This is a genomic window from Janthinobacterium lyxosi (genome assembly GCF_051380665.1).
Classification (GTDB): Bacteria; Pseudomonadota; Gammaproteobacteria; order Burkholderiales; family Burkholderiaceae_D; genus Janthinobacterium.
This window is the reverse complement of the sequence record NZ_JBNYXM010000005.1, coordinates 57971-78892: the sequence shown is the minus strand read 5'-3', so window position 1 is coordinate 78892 and position 20922 is coordinate 57971. Positions and strand designations below refer to the sequence as shown.

Annotated in this window: 18 protein-coding genes and 1 pseudogene; 7 read left to right on the top strand and 12 right to left on the bottom strand. The window is 62.1% G+C overall.

The window, feature by feature from the left end; translation table 11 throughout:
* Positions 1-100: 100 nt before the first annotated feature.
* Positions 101-1543 (top strand): coniferyl aldehyde dehydrogenase, encoded by a 1443-nt coding sequence (locus ACQ4WP_RS06445; RefSeq protein WP_436519205.1) that lies wholly within the window; start codon positions 101-103, stop codon positions 1541-1543.
* A 4-nt stretch (positions 1544-1547) separates the two neighbouring features.
* Here ACQ4WP_RS06445 and ACQ4WP_RS06440 read toward each other — a convergent pair whose 3' ends face one another.
* On the bottom strand, positions 1548-2153 hold the full coding sequence (locus ACQ4WP_RS06440) for a LysE/ArgO family amino acid transporter (protein ID WP_436519204.1): 606 nt from the start codon (positions 2151-2153) through the stop codon (positions 1548-1550).
* A 204-nt stretch (positions 2154-2357) separates the two neighbouring features.
* On the opposite strand from ACQ4WP_RS06440, the gene ACQ4WP_RS06435 reads away from it, so the two are divergent.
* Positions 2358-3248, top strand: coding sequence for a LysR family transcriptional regulator ArgP (locus ACQ4WP_RS06435; RefSeq protein WP_099379669.1), 891 nt, complete (start codon positions 2358-2360; stop codon positions 3246-3248).
* A gap of 105 nt (positions 3249-3353) precedes the next feature.
* Positions 3354-4388 carry an alpha/beta hydrolase gene (locus tag ACQ4WP_RS06430; RefSeq protein ID WP_436519203.1) on the top strand — a complete coding sequence of 345 codons (1035 nt, stop codon included), beginning with the start codon at positions 3354-3356 and terminating at the stop codon, positions 4386-4388.
* A 116-nt stretch (positions 4389-4504) separates the two neighbouring features.
* Here ACQ4WP_RS06430 and phaP read toward each other — a convergent pair whose 3' ends face one another.
* The 7 genes and pseudogenes from phaP to ACQ4WP_RS06395 form a co-directional block, all read right to left on the bottom strand.
* Positions 4505-5143 (bottom strand): TIGR01841 family phasin, encoded by a 639-nt coding sequence (gene phaP / locus ACQ4WP_RS06425; RefSeq protein ID WP_436519202.1) that lies wholly within the window; start codon positions 5141-5143, stop codon positions 4505-4507.
* Positions 5144-5416: 273 nt separating this feature from the next.
* On the bottom strand, positions 5417-5752 hold the full coding sequence (locus ACQ4WP_RS06420; RefSeq protein ID WP_436519201.1) for a hypothetical protein: 336 nt from the start codon (positions 5750-5752) through the stop codon (positions 5417-5419).
* 27 nt (positions 5753-5779) lie between these two features.
* Positions 5780-6151, bottom strand: coding sequence for a VOC family protein (locus ACQ4WP_RS06415; RefSeq protein WP_436519200.1), 372 nt, complete (start codon positions 6149-6151; stop codon positions 5780-5782).
* Between the two features lie 79 nt (positions 6152-6230).
* Positions 6231-6836, bottom strand: a pseudogene (locus tag ACQ4WP_RS06410) (pyridoxamine 5'-phosphate oxidase family protein).
* Between the two features lie 11 nt (positions 6837-6847).
* The gene (locus ACQ4WP_RS06405; protein ID WP_436519199.1) at positions 6848-8119 is read right to left on the bottom strand and encodes a YncE family protein; all 1272 of its coding nucleotides are present in this window, start codon (positions 8117-8119) and stop codon (positions 6848-6850) included.
* A gap of 74 nt (positions 8120-8193) precedes the next feature.
* On the bottom strand, positions 8194-9084 hold the full coding sequence (locus ACQ4WP_RS06400) for a creatininase family protein (protein ID WP_436519198.1): 891 nt from the start codon (positions 9082-9084) through the stop codon (positions 8194-8196).
* Between the two features lie 153 nt (positions 9085-9237).
* Entirely contained in the window at positions 9238-9705 is a 468-nt protein-coding gene (locus ACQ4WP_RS06395; RefSeq protein ID WP_436519197.1) for an SRPBCC family protein, read from the bottom strand.
* 442 nt (positions 9706-10147) lie between these two features.
* On the opposite strand from ACQ4WP_RS06395, the gene ACQ4WP_RS06390 reads away from it, so the two are divergent.
* Positions 10148-10564, top strand: coding sequence for a hypothetical protein (locus ACQ4WP_RS06390; protein ID WP_436519196.1), 417 nt, complete (start codon positions 10148-10150; stop codon positions 10562-10564).
* An 829-nt stretch (positions 10565-11393) separates the two neighbouring features.
* Here ACQ4WP_RS06390 and ACQ4WP_RS06385 read toward each other — a convergent pair.
* The 4 genes from ACQ4WP_RS06385 to ACQ4WP_RS06370 form a co-directional block, all read right to left on the bottom strand.
* Complete coding sequence (locus tag ACQ4WP_RS06385) at positions 11394-11696, bottom strand: HNH endonuclease (protein ID WP_436519195.1); 303 nt, start codon at positions 11694-11696, stop codon at positions 11394-11396.
* Between the two features lie 425 nt (positions 11697-12121).
* On the bottom strand, positions 12122-13768 hold the full coding sequence (locus tag ACQ4WP_RS06380) for a methyl-accepting chemotaxis protein (protein WP_436519194.1): 1647 nt from the start codon (positions 13766-13768) through the stop codon (positions 12122-12124).
* Between the two features lie 89 nt (positions 13769-13857).
* Positions 13858-14979 (bottom strand): patatin-like phospholipase family protein, encoded by a 1122-nt coding sequence (locus ACQ4WP_RS06375; protein ID WP_436519193.1) that lies wholly within the window; start codon positions 14977-14979, stop codon positions 13858-13860.
* A 313-nt stretch (positions 14980-15292) separates the two neighbouring features.
* Positions 15293-16219 (bottom strand): LysR family transcriptional regulator, encoded by a 927-nt coding sequence (locus ACQ4WP_RS06370; RefSeq protein ID WP_436519192.1) that lies wholly within the window; start codon positions 16217-16219, stop codon positions 15293-15295.
* A gap of 125 nt (positions 16220-16344) precedes the next feature.
* Between ACQ4WP_RS06370 and ACQ4WP_RS06365 the strand changes: the two genes are divergently transcribed.
* The 3 genes from ACQ4WP_RS06365 to ACQ4WP_RS06355 all read left to right on the top strand — a co-directional run bounded on the left by ACQ4WP_RS06365 (position 16345) and on the right by ACQ4WP_RS06355 (position 20703).
* Entirely contained in the window at positions 16345-17886 is a 1542-nt protein-coding gene (locus tag ACQ4WP_RS06365; protein WP_436519191.1) for an MFS transporter, read from the top strand.
* A gap of 239 nt (positions 17887-18125) precedes the next feature.
* A complete protein-coding gene (locus tag ACQ4WP_RS06360; RefSeq protein ID WP_436519190.1) occupies positions 18126-19343 on the top strand; it encodes a maltoporin in 1218 nt (405 codons plus the stop codon).
* Positions 19344-19689: 346 nt separating this feature from the next.
* Positions 19690-20703 (top strand): substrate-binding domain-containing protein, encoded by a 1014-nt coding sequence (locus ACQ4WP_RS06355; protein WP_436519189.1) that lies wholly within the window; start codon positions 19690-19692, stop codon positions 20701-20703.
* The last annotated feature ends 219 nt before the right edge of the window (positions 20704-20922 follow it).

Below are 20922 nucleotides of genomic sequence, written 5' to 3'. Positions count from 1 at the left end.
ATCGTGCAGCCCCGTCGGCACGCCAGCGGCACTTTTGCACGTAGTCAACTATAGTGTGCTGGAGCGGCGCGCACATTGCCAAGCCGGCCGAGGAAAAAAAATGCCTGATGTCGCAGAAAACATGGATCTGAGCACCGCCCCCGTCCACGCAAAACTGGATGCCGCCCTGGCCTTGCAGCGGGCCGCCTATCTGGCCCACCCCGTTCCCTCGCTTGCCGAGCGCAGGCGCGACCTGCAAACCTTGCAGCGCTTTATCCGCGACCATAAAGTAGCGCTCTGCGAGGCGATCAGTGCCGACTATGGCAACCGCTCCCGGCACGAAACCTTGCTGGCGGAAATCTTTCCCGCCATCGACGGCATAAGCCATGTCTTGAAACAGTTGAAAAAATGGCTGCGGCCGCAGCGCCGTGGCGTGGACTGGCGTAATTTCCCGGGTGCCAGCAACCGCGTGATTCCCCAGCCGCTGGGTGTGGTGGGCGTCATCGTGCCGTGGAATTTCCCCGTCAACCTGAGCCTGGTGCCGTTGACTTACATCTTCGCCGCCGGCAACCGCGCCATGGTCAAAATGAGCGAAAATTCGCGCCACCTGGCGCGGCTGCTGATCGACACCATGCCCGCCTACTTTCCACCGGAAAAATTGCAGTTTTTTGAAGAGACAGGCGGCGTGGGCATAGCTTTTTCACAACTACCGTTCGACCACCTGCTGTTTACGGGTTCCGGCCAGACGGGCCGCGCCGTCATGGCGGCAGCTGCGCGCAATCTGTGTCCGGTGACCCTGGAGCTGGGCGGCAAGGCGCCGGCCATCGTCTGCGCCGATTTCGACGTGCGCACGGCAGCCGAGCGCATCCTGTTCGTCAAGTACCTGAACGCGGGGCAAATCTGCACCAGCGTCGACCACGCCTGGCTGCCCGAGGCCAGCATCGCCGCCTTCGTCGAACATGCGCGCCAGATCGTGCCCGCGCGCTACCCGCGGCTGGACACGCCCGATTACACCTCCATCATCGACGAGGCCGCCTTTGAGCGCCTGCTGCTGGCGCTCGACGAAGCACGGGAACGGGGCGCGCAAGTGATTTCGCTGTTGCCGGGACCGGCCTACGACCGCGCCACGCGCAAGATCGCGCCGCATATCGTGCTCGATGCGCCCGAGGACAGCCTGCTGCTGACGCGCGAAATCTTCGGCCCCATCCTGCCGCTGCGCGGCTATACGGACCTTGAAACCGTGATCGACAGCATCAACGCGGGACCGCGCCCGCTGGCCATCTATCCGTTCAGCAAGCAGAAAGACACTGTGCAGCTGCTGCTTGACCGCGTGATGTCGGGCGGCGTGTCTGTCAACGACGCCCTGTTCCATGTGGGCCAGCACGATTTGCCCTTCGGCGGCGTGGGCGAGTCCGGCATGGGCCACTACCACGGCGTGGAAGGTTTTCATACCTTCAGCAAGCTGCGGCCCGTGTTTTACCAGGCCCGTTTCAGCGCTCTGACACTGCTGCGGCCGCCGTATGGCAAGCTGGCCAGCCGCGTGCTGGCCTTCCTGACGCGTTGATGCCTTACAGGAACAGCGAGGCGGCGATGGCCCACATGACGAGGGCGATGATACCGTCAAGCACGCGCCAGGCCATGGGTTTGGCAAACACGGGCGCCAGGTAACGGGCGCCAAAGCCCAGCAGGAAGAACCACAGGGCCGAAGCCATGATGGCGCCGCCCGCAAAGTAGAAGCGTCCCGCGCCTTCATGCTGCCCGCCGATCGAGCCGAGCAGGATGACCGTGTCGAGGAAAGCGTGCGGGTTCAGCAGGCTGAACGCCAGCGCCGCGCCGATCACGGCCCAGTAACCTTCAGGTGCCTTGGCGGCCGACACCGTCAAGGCCGTTGGGCGCCAGGCCGACTTGGCCGCACGCAAGCCATACGCAATCAAGAAGGTGGCGCCGCCAGCCTTGGCCCACAGCAGGAAATCAGGATTGTCGGCAATAAACGTGCCCATGCCGGCCACGCCAGCCGTGATGAGGATGGCATCGCACAGCAGGCACACCAGAATGCAGGTGAGCACATAATGGCGCTTCAAACCCTGCTTGAGCAAGAATGCGTTTTGCGTGCCGATGGCCACGATCAGGCTCGCTCCGAGCCCCATGCCTTTCAAGAAAATTGCGCCGTCCATATTGCTTCCTTTCCATTGCTTTCCATCACGCGCACGGCCGCCCACGCTCTGCCGGCAACGGCAAAGTCATCAGTGGTAGGTGGAGGGTGTAGCGGAACCAGGAGGACCGCGCGGCAGAGTGGAGTTGTTACCCTATTTCAACAGTGTAAAGAAAAAGTAAATATAAGTATAATGAATGATTCTAACCATATATAAGAGAATCTTATGCGCGTCGTCGATTACCGTGGATTGGCCGCCCTCGACGCCGTGATCGGCCTGGGCAGCTTTGAAAAGGCCGCGCAAGCGCTGGCGATCAGCCAGCCGGCCGTGTCGCAGCGCATCCGCACCCTGGAAAACCTGGAAGGCACCTTGTTGATCATCCGCAGCCACCCGCCCCTGCCCACGGAAGCGGGCCAGCGCCTGATCGCCCACTACCGGCAAGTCAAGCTGCTGGAAGCGGCGCTCGACGCCCAGCCGGGACCCACCACGCAATTGCCGGAACTGGCCATTGCCGTCAACGCCGACAGCGCCGCCACCTGGATCCCGGAAGCGCTGGGGCCGCTACTATCGCCGCCGTCGTGTCTGCTCGATATCCGCCTCGACGACCAGGATCACACCCTGAGCCAGCTGCGCGAAGGGCGCGTGTTTGCCTGCGTCACCAGCGCCAACGACCTGGTGGCCGGCACCACGGCCACGCCGCTGGGCGGCATGCGCTACTTGTGCGTGGCCTCGCCCGCGTTCGCGCAGCAATGGTTTCCCCATGGTTTTACGGTGGAAGCCGTCAGCCAGGCACCGGCCATCACGTTTGGCAGCAAGGATGCCCTGCACGAGCGCTATCTGCAGCACCGCCTCGGTTACACGGGCCGCTATCCGCACCATGTGCTCGGTTCGGCGCGCGACTTCGTGCGCTTCATCGAAGCGGGCTATGCCTATGGCATGGTGCCCCTGCTGCAGGCGGAAACGGCGCTGGCCGCCGGCAGGCTGGTCGATGTGGCCGCCGGTCAGGCGCTCGACGTACCCCTGACCTGGCATGCCTGGGATATCCAGACCCCGCTCACGCGCACCTTGTCGGACGCCGTCATCGCCACGGCGCGCAAATGGCTGTTGCAGGATTGATTGACGCATGCAACATTTATCTATGCTAGACAGCAACTTTCCCATGTGCACCCTGCCCTGCCTGGCCTACACTGCAAGCATCAACCATCACCATCAGGAACCAGCATGACGATCCTGCGCACCACCATGCTCGGTTTGCTGGCAGCCATTCCGCTCGCTGCCGGCCTGGCCGCCTGCTCGCCCTTGATGGCCATCAATGCCTTGTCGTCCGGCAGCGCCTCGCAAGTGACGCGGGGCCTGGCCTACGGCCCCCTGCCACGGCAAAAACTTGATGTGTATGCCCCAAAATTCCGTACGGGGCCCGTGCCCGTGGTGGTGTTCTTTTATGGCGGCAACTGGACGACGGGCGAGCGCGCCGACTATGCCTTCGTTGGCCACGCGCTCGCTGCGCGCGGCTACCTGGCCGTGATCGTCGACTACCGGCTGTATCCGGATGTGCACTACCCAGAGATTTTGCAGGATGCGGCCCGCGCCGTAGCCTGGGCCGCGATGGAGTCCGGCCGCCATGGCGGCGACCCCGCCCGCTTGTTCGTGATGGGCCATAGCGCCGGCGCCTACAATGCGGCGATGGTGGCGCTCGACGCCAGCCTGCTGGCGCGCCACGGCATGCGCCCGCACGACTTGCGCGGCTGGATAGGCTTGGCCGGTCCGTATGATTTCCTGCCGATCGAAAATACCACCACCCGGCCCGTCTTCTTTTACCCGGACACGCCCGCGTCCTCGCAGCCTATCCATCACGTGACTGCCGAAGCCCCGCCCGCCCTGCTGATCGCCCCCCTGCCAGGACGGGACAAACTGGTCAATCCGCAACGCAACACGGGCGGCCTGGCCATGGCCTTGCGGGCACACCAACGGCCGGTGACGGAAACGTATTTCGACAAGGTCAGCCATACCACCTTGCTCGCCTCGCTGGCCAGCCCCTTGCGCATGCTGGCTCCCACGCTGGACGTCGTGAGCGCCTTTATCGACGCCAATAGCGGCACGGGCAATGCGAGCACGCCGCAAGGCACGCGCATGCAGGAAAGCCCGGCCACCCGGCAACGTCCTGCAACGGAGAAAAGTCCTGCAATGGCGCCGAGCGCCGCCACGCAAGCTGCCGCAGCACGCCCCGCCACCCACGACAATACGCCCGCCCCCTGAAGGACGGGCGCTCTGCCCGGACCACTACGCACGATGCTGCGCCAGCCAAGCGCATCGCAAGGCTCGGCCCTCGCGATGCGGATTCAGCTGCCATTCAGGCCCCAGCAGCGGCCTGCTTATTCTTTACGGCTGGCGCTGCTGCTTTTGCTTTGTGCGGAGCCCGCTTGCGATGCGCTGCCGCTGGCGGAGCTTTCGCTGCCGGCCGACTGCTGACTACCCTGCTGGCCGACGCTTTGCAGGCTTTGGCCGTCACGGCTTTGCGCACCGCGCTGCTGCTCGCGGTTGGCGCCGTTTTGATGGTTGGCCTGGAATGGTTCGGCGATGCGCTGCATGGCTTCCTGCTGCTTGCGCACGTTTTTCTGCGTTTCTTCCGAAGCCGTGCGGGCCACTTCTTCGGCCAGGGCCTTGGCAGTACGGCTCGTTTCATTCACATGCCGCTCTGCCACATTGGCCAGTTCGACCTGCGTATCGGCTGCCAGGCGCGATACCTGTTCCTGGTATTTGCGCAGTTGCTCGGCGGCTGGCTGGCCCGCTACGGCAGCCACCTGGAACACATCTTCAGCGCGCTCGAGCGTCAGCAGGTTCTGGCTGGTGACAGTGGTTTCTTCCAGCAAGCCTTGCGCCAGCTGCATGTTCAGGTCATTGAAGTGCTGCACCGACTGGAACAAGGACTTCGACAGACCATTGAAAAAAGCCAGTTGCGCTTCCAGGTGGTTTTTGACGGCAGGGGTAACACTACGGGAATATGGATACATGGAATTCCTCATTAAATAGCGGTTGGGTAGACACAAGGCGACACCACCGGCTGTCGAACGGTGAAGCAGACGACCGGGCTACGCCACGAAACGCGAAAAACATATCCGATTGGTGGAGAGATGCTTTGCAACGCGAGTCCCAAGGCTACGTGAGCACTGCAGGAGAGGGATGATCTGGATCAAAGGTATGCCAGGCAGCGCAGAAAGTTTTGGCTGGACGGCTTGCCCTTGGCAAGCGTCAGTGACGGGAAGGGAAATCTGTGCCAGGCACGTTCAACGAACAGCCCCCGTGCCCGGCATAACAGGCTTGTAACCATGGCTACGCAGCGAGGCTTCCAGCCAGCGGTTGCCATACCAGCCACGCGCCAGCAGGTAACTGAGCTCCGTGGCGGCCATCAGCAGCATCATCGGGCCGACGCGCAGTTCGGTGGCCAGATGGCTGCCAAACCACAGGCACGCATCCATTGCCAGCATGAGCAGCAACAGCCACCAGCGGCGCTTGGCCACGGCCCAGAACGAGCCCAAAAACAGGGCCGGCCAGGAAAAACCCGCTTTCACGTAGGCATAGCGGCCGGCATCGTCGGCAAACAGGGTGGCGCTACGCTTCATGCTGCTCTCTTCAGGTAAGGAACGGTGTCAAGGCTCGGGATGGTGGCAGACGGCTTCGACATTGTGACCGTCCGGGCCCAGCACGAAGGCGCCGTAGTAATTCGGGTGATACATGGCGCGGATGCCTGGGGCGCCGTTATCCTTGCCGCCCGCTTCCAGCGCGGCTTGGTAAAACGCGTCCACCTGGGCACGGTTATCTGCCCTGAAAGCGAGATGCATGCCGGCATGCGGCGTGCCGCCCACGCCGAACCAGAAATCGGGCTTGCCATCCTTGCCCAAGCCGACCCAGCCCTGCTCTTCCATCGCCACCGACACGCCCAGCGGCGCCAGGGCGGCCGAAAAGAAAGCCTTGCTGGCCTGTGCGTCGCTGACATTCAAACCGATGTGATCAAGAATCATGGTGGCGCCCCTTGGAAGGTATGAAAAATAAAAAAAGGAAGCGCAGTATGCTCCAACATTGCTTTTTTCGCAAGCAAAGCTACAGATCCGGCGCGTAGCGGGCGACCATCTTCTCCTGTGTTTCCTGCGGCCCGCTGCCGCCCGTCTGGTCCTGGATCATCTGGCCCATCGTCGGCAAGATGCAGCGTTCGACCTAGGCCGCGCTGTCCCACAGGCGCGAACGCATGAGGGCCTTGGCACAATGCAGATACGCCTCTGCCACGCGCAGACGCATGACCAGGCGCGGCGGGTTGCGCTCGCCGGCAAAGTGCGCCAGCAGCGCCGGATCGTCGCTGAGACTGGCCTCGCCATTCACACGCAGGGTTTCATCGACGCCGGGGATCATGAACAGCAGCCCCGCCCTGCCCGTCTCGGCAATATTGCTAAAACTGTCGAGGCGGTTATTGCCCCTGGCATCGGGCAGCAGCAAGGTATGGGCATCGAGCACCTGCACGAAACCGGGCGCGCCGCCGCGCGGTGAGGCGTCGAGCTGGCCGCCAGCCCCGCCCGTGGCCAACACGACGAACGGCGACAGGCCGATGAACGCCATGCAATGCGGGTCGAGACGGTCGAGCTGCTTGCTCAGCGCCCGCCCCTGCGCGGGCGGATAATGCGCGCGCAGTTGCTCTATGAAATCGATGCGCATGGGGCCGGCGCCTAGCGCAGGTTGCCCGTATGGCCCAGCGAATAGCGGCCCGGCTGCGGCCACACGGTGAGGCCATGCGGTTCCTGGCCGACTTTCACCTTGGACACGTCGCCGCTGTTCGTATCGATGCGGTACACCACATCGTCGAAGCGGCCGGACAGCCACAGGTACTTGCCATCGGCGGATACATTTCCCATGTCGGGGCTGCCGCCGCCGGGAATCGGCCACTGCGACACCACTTTTTCCGTGGCGAAATCGATCACGCTGACGCTGCCCTTGCCGTTGCGCTTGCCGTGAATGCGGTGCGTGCCGCGGTTGGCCACATACAATTTCTTGCCATCGCGACTCGGGTACAAGCCGTGCGCGCCCACGCCCGTCTGGATGAAGCCGATTTCCTTCAGGGTGGCGCCATCGACGATGTGCACGCCGTCGGCATCCATGTCGGCGATATAGAATTTCTTGCCATCCGGCGAGATGCGTATGTCTTGCGGCATGCCCTTCTTGACGCTGCAGATTTCATTCGCCGGACCGCCCACGGGAGCGGACTCGGCAAAGCGCTTGGCCGGCATCTGCAATTTCAGGTAGCCGTCGACCTTGCGCCCCACCAGGTCGATCTTGGCGATGGTGCCGTCAAACTCGCAGGTGAACACGGCGTAGCGGCCGTCATTGGAGAAATCCGCATGGTTGATGCCGCCGCACTGGGGCGTGTCGATCGAATACTGCACGGCCATGGTCTTAGGATCGCGGAAATCGAGGCGGTGGCGCGCTTCCGCCACGACGATGGCTGACTTGCCGTCCGGCGTGTAATACATATTGTAGGGATCATCGACGGGCACTTCCTTGCCCGGCTTGCCGCTCAAAGGGTCGATCGGCGTCAGACTGCCCTTGTCCGTGCGCTCGGCATTGTTCGCCACCCACAGGGTGCGCAAGTCCCACGACGGCACCACGTGCTGCGGCCCGCTGCCGACCTTGAACTTGTCGACCACTTTCAGGCTTTCCTGGTCGATCACATAGACATCGTTCGAGCGCAGGTTGGGTACATAGACGCGGCGCAAGTGATCCTTGACGACGGGGCTCATATTGCTGCTGGCGATGCTGCCGTACACGTTTTTCGGGTCCACCAGCGGCGGCATGCCCGGCAGCGGGGAATAGGCGGCGGCCGGCGCTGCGGCGGCAGGAGCTGGCGTGCTGGCGCCGATGACCTGGCTGGCCACGCCCAGGCCGGCCAGAGCGGCAGCCAGGGCAGACAAGGTGACGATGGTGCGTCGTTGAGATTTTTTCATGTGTTTTCGCGTCTTTTCGTTGCAAAAGCCGGAAGTTCAGCACTTCCAGCCGGATATCGAATCAGTCGTAGTATTTACTTGCGTTGCAGCAGTTGCTTGATGGCGGCCACCGAGGTGTCCACCTGCAGCTTGATACCCACCTGGCCCAGCTCAGCCGTGGCGCGCGTGGCGTCGCCGCGCACGCCGTCGGCCACGCCCGGCTTGGGTCCATGGGCCATGGCCTCGCTACGCACCAGCGACGGGTCCGTCGCCAACATCAGCGCCGCGTCTGCCAAGCCCGCGTGCAGGCCGATCTCGGCGCTGCTGTGGCCGCGCTTTTGCAGCTCGGCAATATAGGCCGTTTGCGTGATGTCATAGTAGTCGAGCAAGGCATAGGCACGCGCATCTTTAGCGGCGGAAGCTTTTCCCCAAGCTCGATTGAGCTTGTTGGCCACGTTCTGCTCGTTCTTCTGATAACCGCCATGGTCGCCGAGGAAAATGATGTCGCGGAAACCATGCTGGCGCAGGCTGGCGGCCGCCCCTTCCAGCACGGCTTCGAAGGCGGCAGGCGGAATCGAGATCGTGCCGGCAAAACGCATGTGGCCGGCCGGTGGCGAAATCGCGCCTTCCGGCACGTAGGGAACGACGGGCGCGACGATGGTATTGCCCAGCTTTTGCGCGATCTGGCGCGCCAGCAGGCCGGCGCGCACATTGTGCTTGCCCAACGCGATATACGGCCCGCTCTGCTCGACGCCGCCGATCGGCACCAGCACGGTGGTGGCGCCATGGTCGATACGGTTGCGCAGCTCCGTGCTGGTCAGCTCTTCCAGCATGACGCTGCTGCTGGCAGGCGTGGCCGCCAAGGCGGACGCCGCAGGAATCAGGCAGAACAGGGTCAGGGCAAACAGGGAGCCGAATGACTTGGACAGAATGGAGGGCGCGCGCGGCGCCAGAGGTACATTCGGCAGGGGGAACTGCAGAGTCATAAGCAAACATCTTTCCAAGGTCAAAGCGTGACGCCGTGCCCGGCCTTGCCAGGCAAGCTGGCTGCCACGCAGGAATTGTATTCCATCATGACGGGAACGGCACGTTAATTTGCTACGGTGCTTTGCAAGGAATTGACGAGGGGAAACTATCTATCAGGCTATTGTCGCGTTAACTCCACCCACCTCGCCATCATGGAGAGTCACGTTGCGTTTCTCGGCATAGGCCTTGAGTGAGCGCATCGTTCGGGGAAGCCCTTGCCGAACTTGCTTGGCAACACCTGGCCCGAACAGAAAGGCAAGCGCTCCAGTGAACCACACGCGGTGAACGACTTCCGATCCGCCATCCACGACGGAAACTTTGTGCTCGAAATGGATGCGGAACAAAGGAATGTAGCCCTCGACGGTGAACGAGCGGTCTGCCGAGCGCTCAGTGATCAGCATCGGAATACCCATCCCCTTGCTGGGCACTATCCTGCCCTGCGTTCCAACCGCGAATGGTCCATTGAGCCGGGCTTGCTTTGTATCAGGATCCCACAGGTGCCATCGGTCGACCTCGCTCCATATCTGGTCGATGACCGTAGGCGGCACTGCAATGAGTATGCTTTCTTCGATATGCGTCAATTGGGTAACTCCCTATCATTTTGATGAAGTAATTGAGCTTTCTATCCGGCGCCGTGCAGCGTCTGGATATTGGTCAGCGGCATAGCATTCATCATGCAGTATCGCATGATAATTGCGCCAAGCAAAAGATACTCCGCTAGCCGAAACAAACACCGCGGCTGTTCCTTTGCATCGACAAAAATAGACTTGCCGGGATTGGAGGATACACTGTAGTTTATCAGTCATATCAATATAATTGAATTCCGGCGGTACTTGTCGCAGACAAAGTCAAGCCATGATGGCAGACCTGTTTGGAACCAGGCTCAAGGGGTCTGGCAGTAAGCTGGCAGCAAACAGGGGCACACTTGGCAACACAAGTAAATACCATCCTGAAAACGTTAGCCAGGTTCGAGCACAAGCTGCTGGTCGTCATGGCCTTGAGCGTATTAGATTTTGAGAAACTATGAACGCAACACATTGGCGGGTTCAGGAGCTGAAGCATCACTCAGCGGATATCGTTTGGCTTAATGCCGAGGGTGCTCGCCGTGCATATGATGTAGTGGGCCTTCATGACTCGAAGACGCATCTCGGCTTGGACGTTAACACCGTTGGCTCAATCGAGCGGCTCGAATTCGGCAATGATGCGGCCATCGCGACCAAGTGGTTACGTGCGCGTGCACCGGGAATTCAGCAGGTCGTAGTTGTGTTTGGAGAAAACGACTGTTTCTTATGCAGCAGCGTGTTCCTGGTCGAAAACTGGTCGGATATCTTTATCCCTTCGCGTGACGACGCGATGGTCTATTCGAACGACACGCCTCTTATCCTGTTTTATTGCCATGAGAATGAATTCGAGGTGGGGCAGCGAATAGTCTCTGATTAAAGGCCGATTTCGGCCAAAAGCGGCCCTTTATTCCAGTCCGTGTGAAACGTAAGGTCACCAATGGAACGAGTTCCAGGCATATTGACAGCGCCGAAGGAATTAGACGAGCTGCAGGAAATCGCCCGAGTGGCGACTAGTACTGCGCTCGACGGATACGAACCAATGCCTGAGGAGTGGGCGAAAAATCTAACGCTTGGAACGTTTTTCGATGGTGACGACGGAATTTTTGAGCTATACATCGCAGCAGAAAAGCCAGCTGACGCGGTGGTAATCAGTACTGCACGGGTCAACCGAAAATCGAGAAATGTCGTGGCCACAATCTCAAATCTCACGGAGCGAAAGCGAAGCTAGTCTCTTAGTTGCTGAGGAATGGCTGCTATGGGGCGCAAGCGGACGGAGCCTATTAGCGCTCTGAATCGCCGACAGTAGCTTAGACTCTCCTGATCCATAGCTCTTGAGTGATGAAAAACCGATGGATCGTGTTATGGGCCTGGGTGTCCTGCCAGGCGCTGGGGATGCGATCTCGTAGCTGCCTGGTCCAACGGCGAGATCGGGTCCGACCTGCCTATCCCCCTGCCCTGCATAGTCTTTCGCCACGCGCAAGCAACAGTTGGCCTTCCCTCGCCATAACGGACGGCGAAGATGGCATATCCGACCGAGTCAGCAGCAGAGCGCCTGCTTCTGCGCGCTATAAGTTACCGACGATTGGTGCGTGATTACGGGCAGCGCATTGACGTATCAGAAACATGCTTTACTTGGCAATGGGTTCGCTGCTACTGCATCGCCTACATTTCCGCCAAGTTATAAACTGTCTCTAAGACCGCGATTTTCAGCGCGGAAATTTATACCGTACCAGCAGCGTAGGTCCCTTGCCGCCGGGTGGCGTCAGCAGTATCTCGTCACCCGGCTGCATCTCTTCGTACATCACCGTGCAACAGGTCGGCATCGAATGGCCGCGCGCCGGATAAACGCCAACGTCGGTGTGCAGGGTCGCAGCGCGCACGTCCACGCTGGTCTCGCCGGCCTTTCCTGCTTCTTGCAGCAGTTTGCGCAGTGCGGTGACGAAGTCCCCTTTGCTGAGCCTGGCAGGGGCCTGGTTTGCTTGCGGGCGAGCGGTTGCGTCGTTTTTCATGGCAGTTTCTTTCAGTGTACACATTCCCGCCACTATATCATTCGCCCCTGGCGGCATCACGCCAAAATAGACGCTAGCCCGGGCCGCTTTATGAATCGCCGCCAGTAGCTTAGACTCCCCTGATCCATAGTTCCTGAAAGATGAAAAACCGATGGATCGTGTCAGGACCTGGGTGTTCTGCCAGGCACCTGGTGTGCGATCTCGCAGCTGCCTGATCCAACGACGAGGTCGGGTCTGACCTGTCTATCCCTCCTGCCCTGCTGAGTGTCCTGCCGCGCTCAAGCAAAAGCTGCTTGAGTGTCAGTGGGTTCCGCATTACCAGCTCGGGCAACTTTACTTCCCGCTTCACAGCGGCAGAACATCAACGCTCCCACAGAAGACAGCGCCACCACCAAAACCCCGGCGTACCGGGGCCGTCACAAAGTTTAAGCGCGTGCGCTGCGGCCAGGCAGCGCCAGGCGCCGGCTGGCGGCGGTTGAAACCGGGGCCGGCAAGCCGCCCGCCACCTTCAACACTTTCCCCTGGGCGTCGCCACGCAAGCGGAACACGGCCACCACGTCGACCAGTTCCACGGCGCGGTCTTGCAGCGAGGAAGCTGCAGCAGCAGCCTCTTCCACCAGGGCCGCGTTTTGCTGGGTGACCTGGTCCATCTGGGAAATGGCCTGGTTCACTTGTTCGATGCCGGCGCTTTGCTCGTGGCTGGCGTTGGCGATGTCGCCCATGATATCCGTCACGCGCAAGATGCTGGCGACGATTTCTTCCATCGTCGCGCCCGCCTGGTCAACCAGCGCGCTGCCCGTATTGACCTTGTCGACGGAATCCTCGATCAAACCCTTGATTTCCTTGGCCGCCGCCGCCGAGCGCTGCGCCAGGTTGCGCACCTCGGTGGCCACCACGGCAAAGCCACGGCCCTGCTCGCCCGCGCGGGCCGCTTCGACGGCCGCGTTCAGCGCCAAAATATTGGTTTGGAAGGCAATGCCGTCGATCACGCCGATAATGTCGGCGATCTTCTTCGCCGACTCGTTGATCGAACCCATCGTGCCCACCACTTGCGCCACCACGGCGCCACCCTTCCGGGCCACGTCCGAGGCGGACACGGCCAGCGAGTTCGCCTGGCGCGCATTGTCCGTATTCTGGCGCACGGCCGAGGTCAGCTCTTCCAGGCTGGACGCCGTTTCTTCCAGCGACGACGCTTGCTGCTCCGTGCGCACGGACAGGTCCGCGTTGCCGGCGGAAATCTGCGCGGCCGCCACGCTGACGGTATCGGCCGAGGCGCGCACGGTGGCGATCACGCCGACGATGCGTTCGAGGAATTTATTGAAGGCGGTCGCCGTGCGGCCCACTTCATCCATGCGTTCGACGGGCATGGCGGCGGACAGGTCCAGCGAGGCGCTGACGCGCTCCAGCGTATGTTCGATATTGCCCAGGCCGCCGCTGATGGTGCGGTAGATATGCCAGGCCAGCGCGCCCGTCAGCAGCACGGCCACGCCCAGCACGGCCAGCATGGTGTTGAACGCCGTGTCGTAGGCGACCAGGCTCTCAGCCTTCACATCATCGACCAGCTTGTTATTGTAGGCGATATGGTCATCCATGCTCTTTTTCGCGGCCGCGGCCGTGATGGCCAATGGCGTACCGGCCAGCAAGGTGGCGCGCACGCCATCCATGTCGCCCGCGTAGGCGGCGGCAAAGAACGGCGCCAGCGCGCGGCGATAGGCTTCCATTGCGGCCTGGTCGGCGTCGAGCATCTTGCTGTCCGTCGCGTCGTACAGGCGCTCGGCGCGGTAGGTGGCGATGACCTTGTCGAAATTCGTGTTGGCATCGGCCACGGCTTTGTCCAGCGCCGTCTTGTCGGCCAAATTCGAGAACACGGACAGGCGGTAGCCGGCCAGGCGCGAGTCGGCCAGGAAACCCTTGGCCGCATTCAAACCCTGGATGCTGGGAATGATGCGGTTTTGCACGGTGTCGAAGCGCTCCTGGGCGCGCTGCAGCTGGATGGCGCCGCCGGCGCCCAGCAATAGCAGGGCCAGCAAGGCGATGGTGAGGGTCAGAATTAATTGCTTGGTGATATTCATGGTGTTTCGCAGTAAAAAGAGTGGCCTGGCAAGGCCAGGCAGGATAAGTAGCTGCCGATCAGGTGGCCGGGGATAGCTTGCCGGCGGCGTCAGGCCGCCAGCGGGGAGGCGTCAGGCGCGCGGCGCAGCAAGTCGCCATGCTGGCGACAAAACGCCAGGCCCGCCTTGTGGCCCACGTCGAACAGCAGCTGCATGTTCGAGCTGGACCAGTCCAGGGTGTCGGGCCAGTGCTGCTCCGGGATGCCGCCCATCAGGTCGAGCTTGAGCAAACGCCGCTTGGGCTGGCCCGTGCGCGCGTCCGTGTTGTGCTCAAGCTCGAACAGGCGCAGCTCGCTTTTGGAAATTTTCACCAGCGGCGTGATGATGGAGCGCACCCAGGCGTCGTACAGGTTGCGCGGCTTGCGCAGCAAACGCTCGTCGCCCAGGATATCGAGGATGACCAGGGTATCGGCGTCATGGTGCTCGCCCTTGCCTTCGATAAACGGGTCGAAATTGAGCGTATCGAGCGCCGCGCCTTCGATGTAGTCGTCGCCCGCGATGGTCGTGGGTGCGTACAGGAAGGGAAATGACAGGGCCGCACGCACATGGATAGCTTCGATCTCGTGCTTGCCCCAGATTTGCATACGATGCTCGCTGAGGTTGTAGGCATTGATATAGAAATCGGGGCGCATGCGCGCCACGCCGGAGAAATCCACGGCTTTTTCCAGGAAGGGCAAGTGCGCGCACAGGCCCAGGCTTTTCGCCGACAGGTCCGATGGCGACAGCGACGACACCATCAGCTTGCCCCAGTCAGACCAGGCCGTGGGCACGCCCGCAAACGTTTGCTGGAACGCCTGAAAAAAAGGATTGTTGGCCGGCGGCTGGAAGGCGTCGCGAAAGGTGCTCGCATGCATGCCCGGCTTCTGGAACACCTTGTAGTTGATCGGAATCATCTTGTAGATGCTGTCGGCCACACCCGTGTCAGCCCAGCTTTGCAAGGCCTGGCGCGGCGTGGCTTCATGCGGTGTCGTGTAAAGCAAGCCCATCAACACGCCGGCGCCGGAGGCGGAAATGACGTCGAACTCGATGCCCTCGTCGAGGAAAGCGGCCAGGGCACCGGCGATCAAGGTGGAATTTGGTGCGCCGCCACCCAGCAGCAGACCCGTTTTACGGGCCGGTTTCGCTGTCACGGCTGGCGGCGGATTCGGCGGCGTCATCATCACTGTCTTCATGCACACTCCCTGAACGGAACGGGGTTACCACCCGTTAATTGTTGGTTACTACACGCTTAGTGCGCCTAATCCTGCACATGTTCCCGCAACCTTTACGCCGATACAATGTTGCAGAAACAGATATGAAATTAACATAAATAAATTCCTTATGGCAATTTCCATAACGCATGACCGGTATTCAGGAAGGCCATAAGTTGATGCCGTGCGGCATGGCGTGGTGCGGCGCAGCAAATTTAAATCCGGTGCGGTTAGGAATAATCTCTTGGTGGTAGGAATATTCCGCAACCAGCCGCCAGTGCGGCGGCCAGGGAGATCAGCGCAGCGAGGCTGGGTCGGGAAGGGGCGAGGAAAAGTGCAGGTGGGTACACAAATGGTCAACAAAGACGCGAATTTTAGGCGACAAATGGCGGCTCGATGGCCACAGCACCCAGAACTTGCTCGAGTACAGCAGGTAGTCGGCCAGCACGGCTTGCAGTTCGCCGCGCGCGATGGCGTCGCGCACGATAAAGTCGGGCAGGTAAGCGAGGCCCACGCCCTGCGTGGCGGCGCCGATCAGCGCTTCGATATTGTTGCAGGTCAAGGCCGTCGGCAAGCGTAGCTCGCCGCCGCTGTCGCCCTCGGCGCGTTGCAGCGCCCATTCCTGCAACTTGCCCGTGGTGGGGAATTTATAGCGCACGCAGGCGTGCCCTTCCAGCGCGCGCGGCGTGGCCGGCACGCCATGGCGGGCGAAATACGCGGGAGAGCCCACGATGGCAAAAGCAAACGGCCCCAGTTCGCGCGCCATCAGCCGCGAATCGGTCAAAGTGCCGCTGCGCACGGCCACGTCGACGCCTTCGGCCACCACGTCGACCAGGCGGTCATTGAAATCGAGGTCGAGCTCGATCTCCGGGTACAGGCGCGTAAAGTCCGCCAGCAGGGGCAGGATGATGCGGTAGCCGATCACGGGCAGGCTGACCTTGAGCTTGCCGCGTGGCGCCTCGGCCAGGTGCGACAGTTCCGCCTCGGCATCACCGAGGTCGGCCAGGATGCGCTGGCAGCGCTCGTAAAACAGCGCGCCCTCGTTGCTCAGGCTGATGCGCCGCGTACTGCGGTTGAGCAGGCGCACGCCCAGCTTTTCTTCCAGCCGCGCCACGCTCTTGCCCACGGCCGAGGCCGACACCCCGAGCAAGCGCGCGGCCGCCACATAACTGGAAGTTTCCGCCGCGCGCACGAAGGCGGCGATGCCGTTCAAATTATCCATTACACCTTAATTAGGGAATATTTGTCCGCTATGAGCGGATTTTCAGCTACTTTTTCATCTATTGCGTCCATATTATCATCAGATTCCCTCTTTCTGGAATCATTCCCATGGATACGAATCACCGTATGAAGCCTGCCTCCCCGGCCCGGCGCGCCTTCGTGCTGGCCGCCGTCTGCCTGGCCGCGCTGTGCATGCCGCTCAGTTTTACGGGCCCCGCCATCGCCATTCCCGCCATTGCCGCCGACCTGCACGGCACGCCGCTGGCGCTGGCGTGGATCACGAATGCCTTCATGCTCAGCTTTGGCGGTTGCCTGATGGCGGCCGGCGCGCTGGCCGACCGCTACGGCCGCAAGCGCGTGTTCTTGCTGGGCATGGGTGTGTTTTCCGCCGCCGCGCTGGCCTTGGCGGCCGCACCCGCCATCCTGTGGCTCGATATGCTGCGCGCCGTCCAGGGCCTGGGTTGCGCCATGGCCCTGTCGAGCGGACTGGCGGCCCTGGCACAGGAATTCGACGGCCCGGCCCGCGCGCGCGCCTTCAGCCTGATCGGCACGGCTTTCGGCGTGGGCCTGGCCTTCGGCCCCTTCCTGGCAGGCACATTGATCACCCACACGGGCTGGCGCGCTATTTTTGTCGCCACGGCCGCAGCCGGCCTGGCCGCCCTGCTGGCCGCCGCGCGCGCCATGCGCGAATCGCGCGACCCGCAGGCGCAAGGCGTGGACTGGCCCGGTGCCCTGACGTTTACGGGCGCCCTCACCTTGTTCACCTATGGCTTGCTGCAGGCGCCCGACAGCGGCTGGGGCAGCGCCGCCAGCCTGGGCCTGCTCAGTGGCGCGGCATTGCTGCTGGCTGCTTTCATCCGCGTGGAGCGGCGCGCCGCGCGGCCCATGCTCGATTTATCGCTGTTCCGTCTGCCTGCCTTTGCCGGCGTGCAACTGCTGGCGGCCGCACCCGCGTTTTCCTTTGTCGTGCTGCTGGTGCTGCTGCCGGCCCGCTTCATCGGCATCGAAGGCTACAGCGCGCTGGAGGCGGGACGCATGATGATTGTCCTGTCGGCGCCCATGCTGGTGCTGCCGATCCTGGCCGGCATGGCGGCGCAACGCATTGCCCCCGCGCACATTTGCGCCAGCGGCCTGCTGCTGGCGGTTGGCGGCTTGCTGTGGCTCTCCACCTGCGCGCCGGGACAGTCGCCCGCCAGTTTACTGGGACCGCTGCTGCTGATCGGCTGCGGCATCAGCCTGCCCTGGGGCTTGATGGATGGCCTGGCCATCAGCGTCGTGCCCGTCGAGCGGGCCGGCATGGCGGCCGGCATTTTCAACACGACGCGCGTGGCGGGCGAAGGCCTGGCGCTGGCTATCGTCAGCGCGCTGCTGGGCACGCTTACTGTCACTGCGCTGGGCGGCGCTGGCATTGCTGGCATCGGCGCGGAACAGGCGGCGCACGCCGGCCCGTTCCTGGCGCTGGGCCAGCTGCGCCAGGCGGCTACCCTCCTGCCGCAGGCGGGCGCCGCCGAGCTGGCGCAAGCGTATGGCACGGCCTTCCGCCACTTGCTGTATGTGCTGGCCAGCATTACGACTGCCTCGGCCCTGCTGATCCTGGCCTTCCTGCGTCATCCGGCCGCTGCGGCAACGGACACGGCCACCCTGCCCGCTTGCAAGACGCAAAACTAAGCCGCCCACTTACCCGTAACGCCTATCCCCTCCCGCCCGCAACATCCGGCGGCGGCGCACGCGTCGCCACCCATCCTGATGTTTCTCCGCAACACCTAAAAAATTTCCAAGAATAAAACTAGTTTACTGATCAAAGCGCTTTGAACTATACTCAAAGCGCTTTGAAACATAGTTAAAGCGCTTTGGTTGCACAAAGTGATGCGCGCCAACCCCACACCTATAAAAACACTGGAGACACAATGAACAAATTTTTCTTGAAAGCGTTGCCAGCGGCAGTGCTGATGGCCTTGAGCGCGTCGGCCCAGGCTGCCCTGCCGATCGACTTCGGCGGCTACATCCGCTCGGGCTTCGGCACCAGCAGCGAAGGCGGCAAGGAAGCGTGTTTCGGCCTGGCCGGCGCCTCGTCCAAGTATCGTCTGGGCAATGAGTGCGAAACCTATGGCGAGCTGAAATTCGGCGGCGAAGCCTTCAAGGCAGCCAACGGCACCACCTTCCGCATCAATACCCTGGTAGCGTTCTCCGTCAACCAGAACCAGGACTGGGAGCAATCGGACCCGTCGTGGCGCGAAATGAACGTGGTGGCCGACAAGATCGGTACGGGCGCCTTCGCCGAAGCGCGCGCCTGGGTCGGCAAGCGCTATTACGACCGCCAGGACGTGCACATCACCGATTACTACTTCTGGAATAACAGCGGCCCCGGCGCCGGCCTGGAAAACATCGACCTGGGCGCCGCCAAGCTGGCCTACGCCATCGTGCGCACGGCCGATGACGGCGACAGCAAGCGCATGGGTCTGTCCCATGACCTGCGTTTCTCCGGCATCAAGGTCAACCCGGATGGCGAACTGACGCTGGGCTTGCAATTCAATCAGAAACGCAACGCGCAAGGCGCCGCCCCCATCGCCAGTGGCCATTTGCTGACCATCATGCATACGCAAGGCAATCTGCTGGGTGGCTTCAACAAGGTGGCCTTACAGTACGGCAAAGGTAGCGCCGCCAACACGGGCGGCTTCAGCCTGGGCGCCAACAAAGATGACAAGGTCGTGCGCCTGACGGAACAGATCATGATCCAGCCCAAAGGCGCCTGGTCGGGCATGGGCACCTTCGTCTATGAAGACAAGGAAACGGCAGGCGTCAGCAGCAAATGGACGTCGATCGGCGCGCGCCCCGTCTACCACTTTACGGACAACTACAGCCTGGCGGTGGAACTGGGCCACGACATCGTCAAGCCGGAAGGCGGCGAAAGCCGCAACCTGACCAAGCTGACCTTCGCGCCGCAACTGTCGGCCGGCAACAGCTTCTGGTCGCGCCCCGTGCTGCGCGCCTTCTACACCTACGCCAAATGGGACAAGGCAGCCCAGTCGGCCGCCGCCGCGGAATCGGCACTGTCGTCGACGGGCGTGTTCGGTGGCAAGACCAATGGCAGCTCCGTCGGCTTCCAGGTGGAAAGCTGGTGGTAATCGCAGGCCGCTAGAACTTTGGCAAGCGTCCATGGACGCTTGCCACAGGCAGCAACACCGCCCGCTATCCAAGGGGCATGCCTTATCCGGATCCACCATTTCGCCGCTGCACGCGATGGCCGGCAGCTTCAATGTAGTGATTCAGCAGTATCCTCTTTTAGCGCGGGCGCCCCTGGGTTTGCCCGCGTATTTTTTTGGGCGCTGCCGCCGCTTGTCATGACCCTGATCATTCCGGCATTTATCAGATAAACTACCCCTAATCGCATTGCACTGCACCGTTCCCGCCCACCGGCAGGACGCCGGCAGCGGCAAGACCCACCCAGGATAGACCCCGACTGCAGCATTCATGAACCTCAAAAATCTCGCCAAAACGCTAGGAATATCCGAAACCACCGTCAGCCGCGCCTTGAATGGCTATCCGGAAGTGAGTGAACGCACGCGCGAACGGGTGCTGGCCGCCGCGCAGGCGGCCGGCTACCGCCCCAATCCCATGGCGCGCAGCCTGGCCGTGGGGCGCACGAATATCGTCGGCATCATCTATCCGCTGATGCCGAACGACCTGGCCGACCCCATGTTCATCGAAATCGTGGGCGGCATGTCGGAAGCGCTGGAAGCGCAGCAGATGGACATGATGATCGCGCCCGCTTCGGCCACCAATGAATTCCACACTTATGAACGCATGGTCAAGGGGCGCCGCATCGATGGCTTGATCGTCGGGCGCACAAAACCGTTCGACGAGCGCATCGCCTACCTGGCACAGCAGGGCATGCCCTTTGTCGCGCATGGCCGCACGCAGCTGAACCAGCCACACGCCTGGTTCGACTACGACAACGAGGCGGGCATGCGCCTGGCCGTCGAGCGCCTGGCGCAGCTGGGCCACCAGCGCATCGGCCTGATCAGCGCCACGCCGGACCTGAACTTCGTGCGCCAGCGCGTCGAGAGTTTCCAGCACGCCATGCAGGCGGGCGGCCTCGCCGTCGATCCGGACAACCTGGTCGACAACGCACACGATCGCCGCGCCGGCTACCAGGCCATGCAGCGGCTGCTGGCCCGCTCGCCCCGCCCCACCGCCGTCATCGTCGACAACCACATGTCGGGCGTGGGCGCCGTGCGCGCCCTGCTCGACGCGGGCATCGCCATCGGTAGCGAAATGTCGCTGATCGTCTGGGGCGTGATGGAAGATTCCCTGGCCGGCCACAACGTCACCACCGTCGTCCAGCCCGACCCGCGCGGCGCCGGCGCGAAGATGATCCACATGCTGCTGGCCCTGATGGATGGCACGCTCGTCACCGACTTGCAGGAACTGTGGCCGTGCGAACTGTTGCCGGGCGAGTCGGCGGGACCCGTAATACACGCCTGATTTACCCCTAGAGCAAACTACTGGGGTCAGTCACTGCGTGATCGGAATGGGTCCCACTGGGACCTATTCCCCCGGCGGGTCTGACCCCGGCCCTCCCACCTTCCCGTCCTGAATCACCCTCATAAAAAAATCGTATGTCTGGCGCGTGTATCGCTTTACTTTTCAAAGCGCTTTGAACTATACTCATTTCACACCCAAAGCGCTTTGAATTTTAAAATA

Coding starts and splice junctions, on each gene's coding strand:
- ACQ4WP_RS06415 (WP_436519200.1), bottom strand. CDS start 6,151: ATGATTCTTGATCACATCGGTTTGAATGTCAGCGACGCACAGGCCAGC.
- ACQ4WP_RS06375 (WP_436519193.1), bottom strand. CDS start 14,979: ATGAAGACAGTGATGATGACGCCGCCGAATCCGCCGCCAGCCGTGACA.
- ACQ4WP_RS06380 (WP_436519194.1), bottom strand. CDS start 13,768: ATGAATATCACCAAGCAATTAATTCTGACCCTCACCATCGCCTTGCTG.
- ACQ4WP_RS06370 (WP_436519192.1), bottom strand. CDS start 16,219: ATGGATAATTTGAACGGCATCGCCGCCTTCGTGCGCGCGGCGGAAACT.
- ACQ4WP_RS06420 (WP_436519201.1), bottom strand. CDS start 5,752: ATGAAGCGTAGCGCCACCCTGTTTGCCGACGATGCCGGCCGCTATGCC.
- ACQ4WP_RS06435 (WP_099379669.1), top strand. CDS start 2,358: ATGCGCGTCGTCGATTACCGTGGATTGGCCGCCCTCGACGCCGTGATC.
- phaP (WP_436519202.1), bottom strand. CDS start 5,143: ATGTATCCATATTCCCGTAGTGTTACCCCTGCCGTCAAAAACCACCTG.
- ACQ4WP_RS06360 (WP_436519190.1), top strand. CDS start 18,126: ATGAACAAATTTTTCTTGAAAGCGTTGCCAGCGGCAGTGCTGATGGCC.
- ACQ4WP_RS06405 (WP_436519199.1), bottom strand. CDS start 8,119: ATGAAAAAATCTCAACGACGCACCATCGTCACCTTGTCTGCCCTGGCT.
- ACQ4WP_RS06440 (WP_436519204.1), bottom strand. CDS start 2,153: ATGGACGGCGCAATTTTCTTGAAAGGCATGGGGCTCGGAGCGAGCCTG.
- ACQ4WP_RS06445 (WP_436519205.1), top strand. CDS start 101: ATGCCTGATGTCGCAGAAAACATGGATCTGAGCACCGCCCCCGTCCAC.
- ACQ4WP_RS06365 (WP_436519191.1), top strand. CDS start 16,345: ATGAAGCCTGCCTCCCCGGCCCGGCGCGCCTTCGTGCTGGCCGCCGTC.
- ACQ4WP_RS06390 (WP_436519196.1), top strand. CDS start 10,148: ATGAACGCAACACATTGGCGGGTTCAGGAGCTGAAGCATCACTCAGCG.
- ACQ4WP_RS06355 (WP_436519189.1), top strand. CDS start 19,690: ATGAACCTCAAAAATCTCGCCAAAACGCTAGGAATATCCGAAACCACC.
- ACQ4WP_RS06385 (WP_436519195.1), bottom strand. CDS start 11,696: ATGAAAAACGACGCAACCGCTCGCCCGCAAGCAAACCAGGCCCCTGCC.
- ACQ4WP_RS06400 (WP_436519198.1), bottom strand. CDS start 9,084: ATGACTCTGCAGTTCCCCCTGCCGAATGTACCTCTGGCGCCGCGCGCG.
- ACQ4WP_RS06430 (WP_436519203.1), top strand. CDS start 3,354: ATGACGATCCTGCGCACCACCATGCTCGGTTTGCTGGCAGCCATTCCG.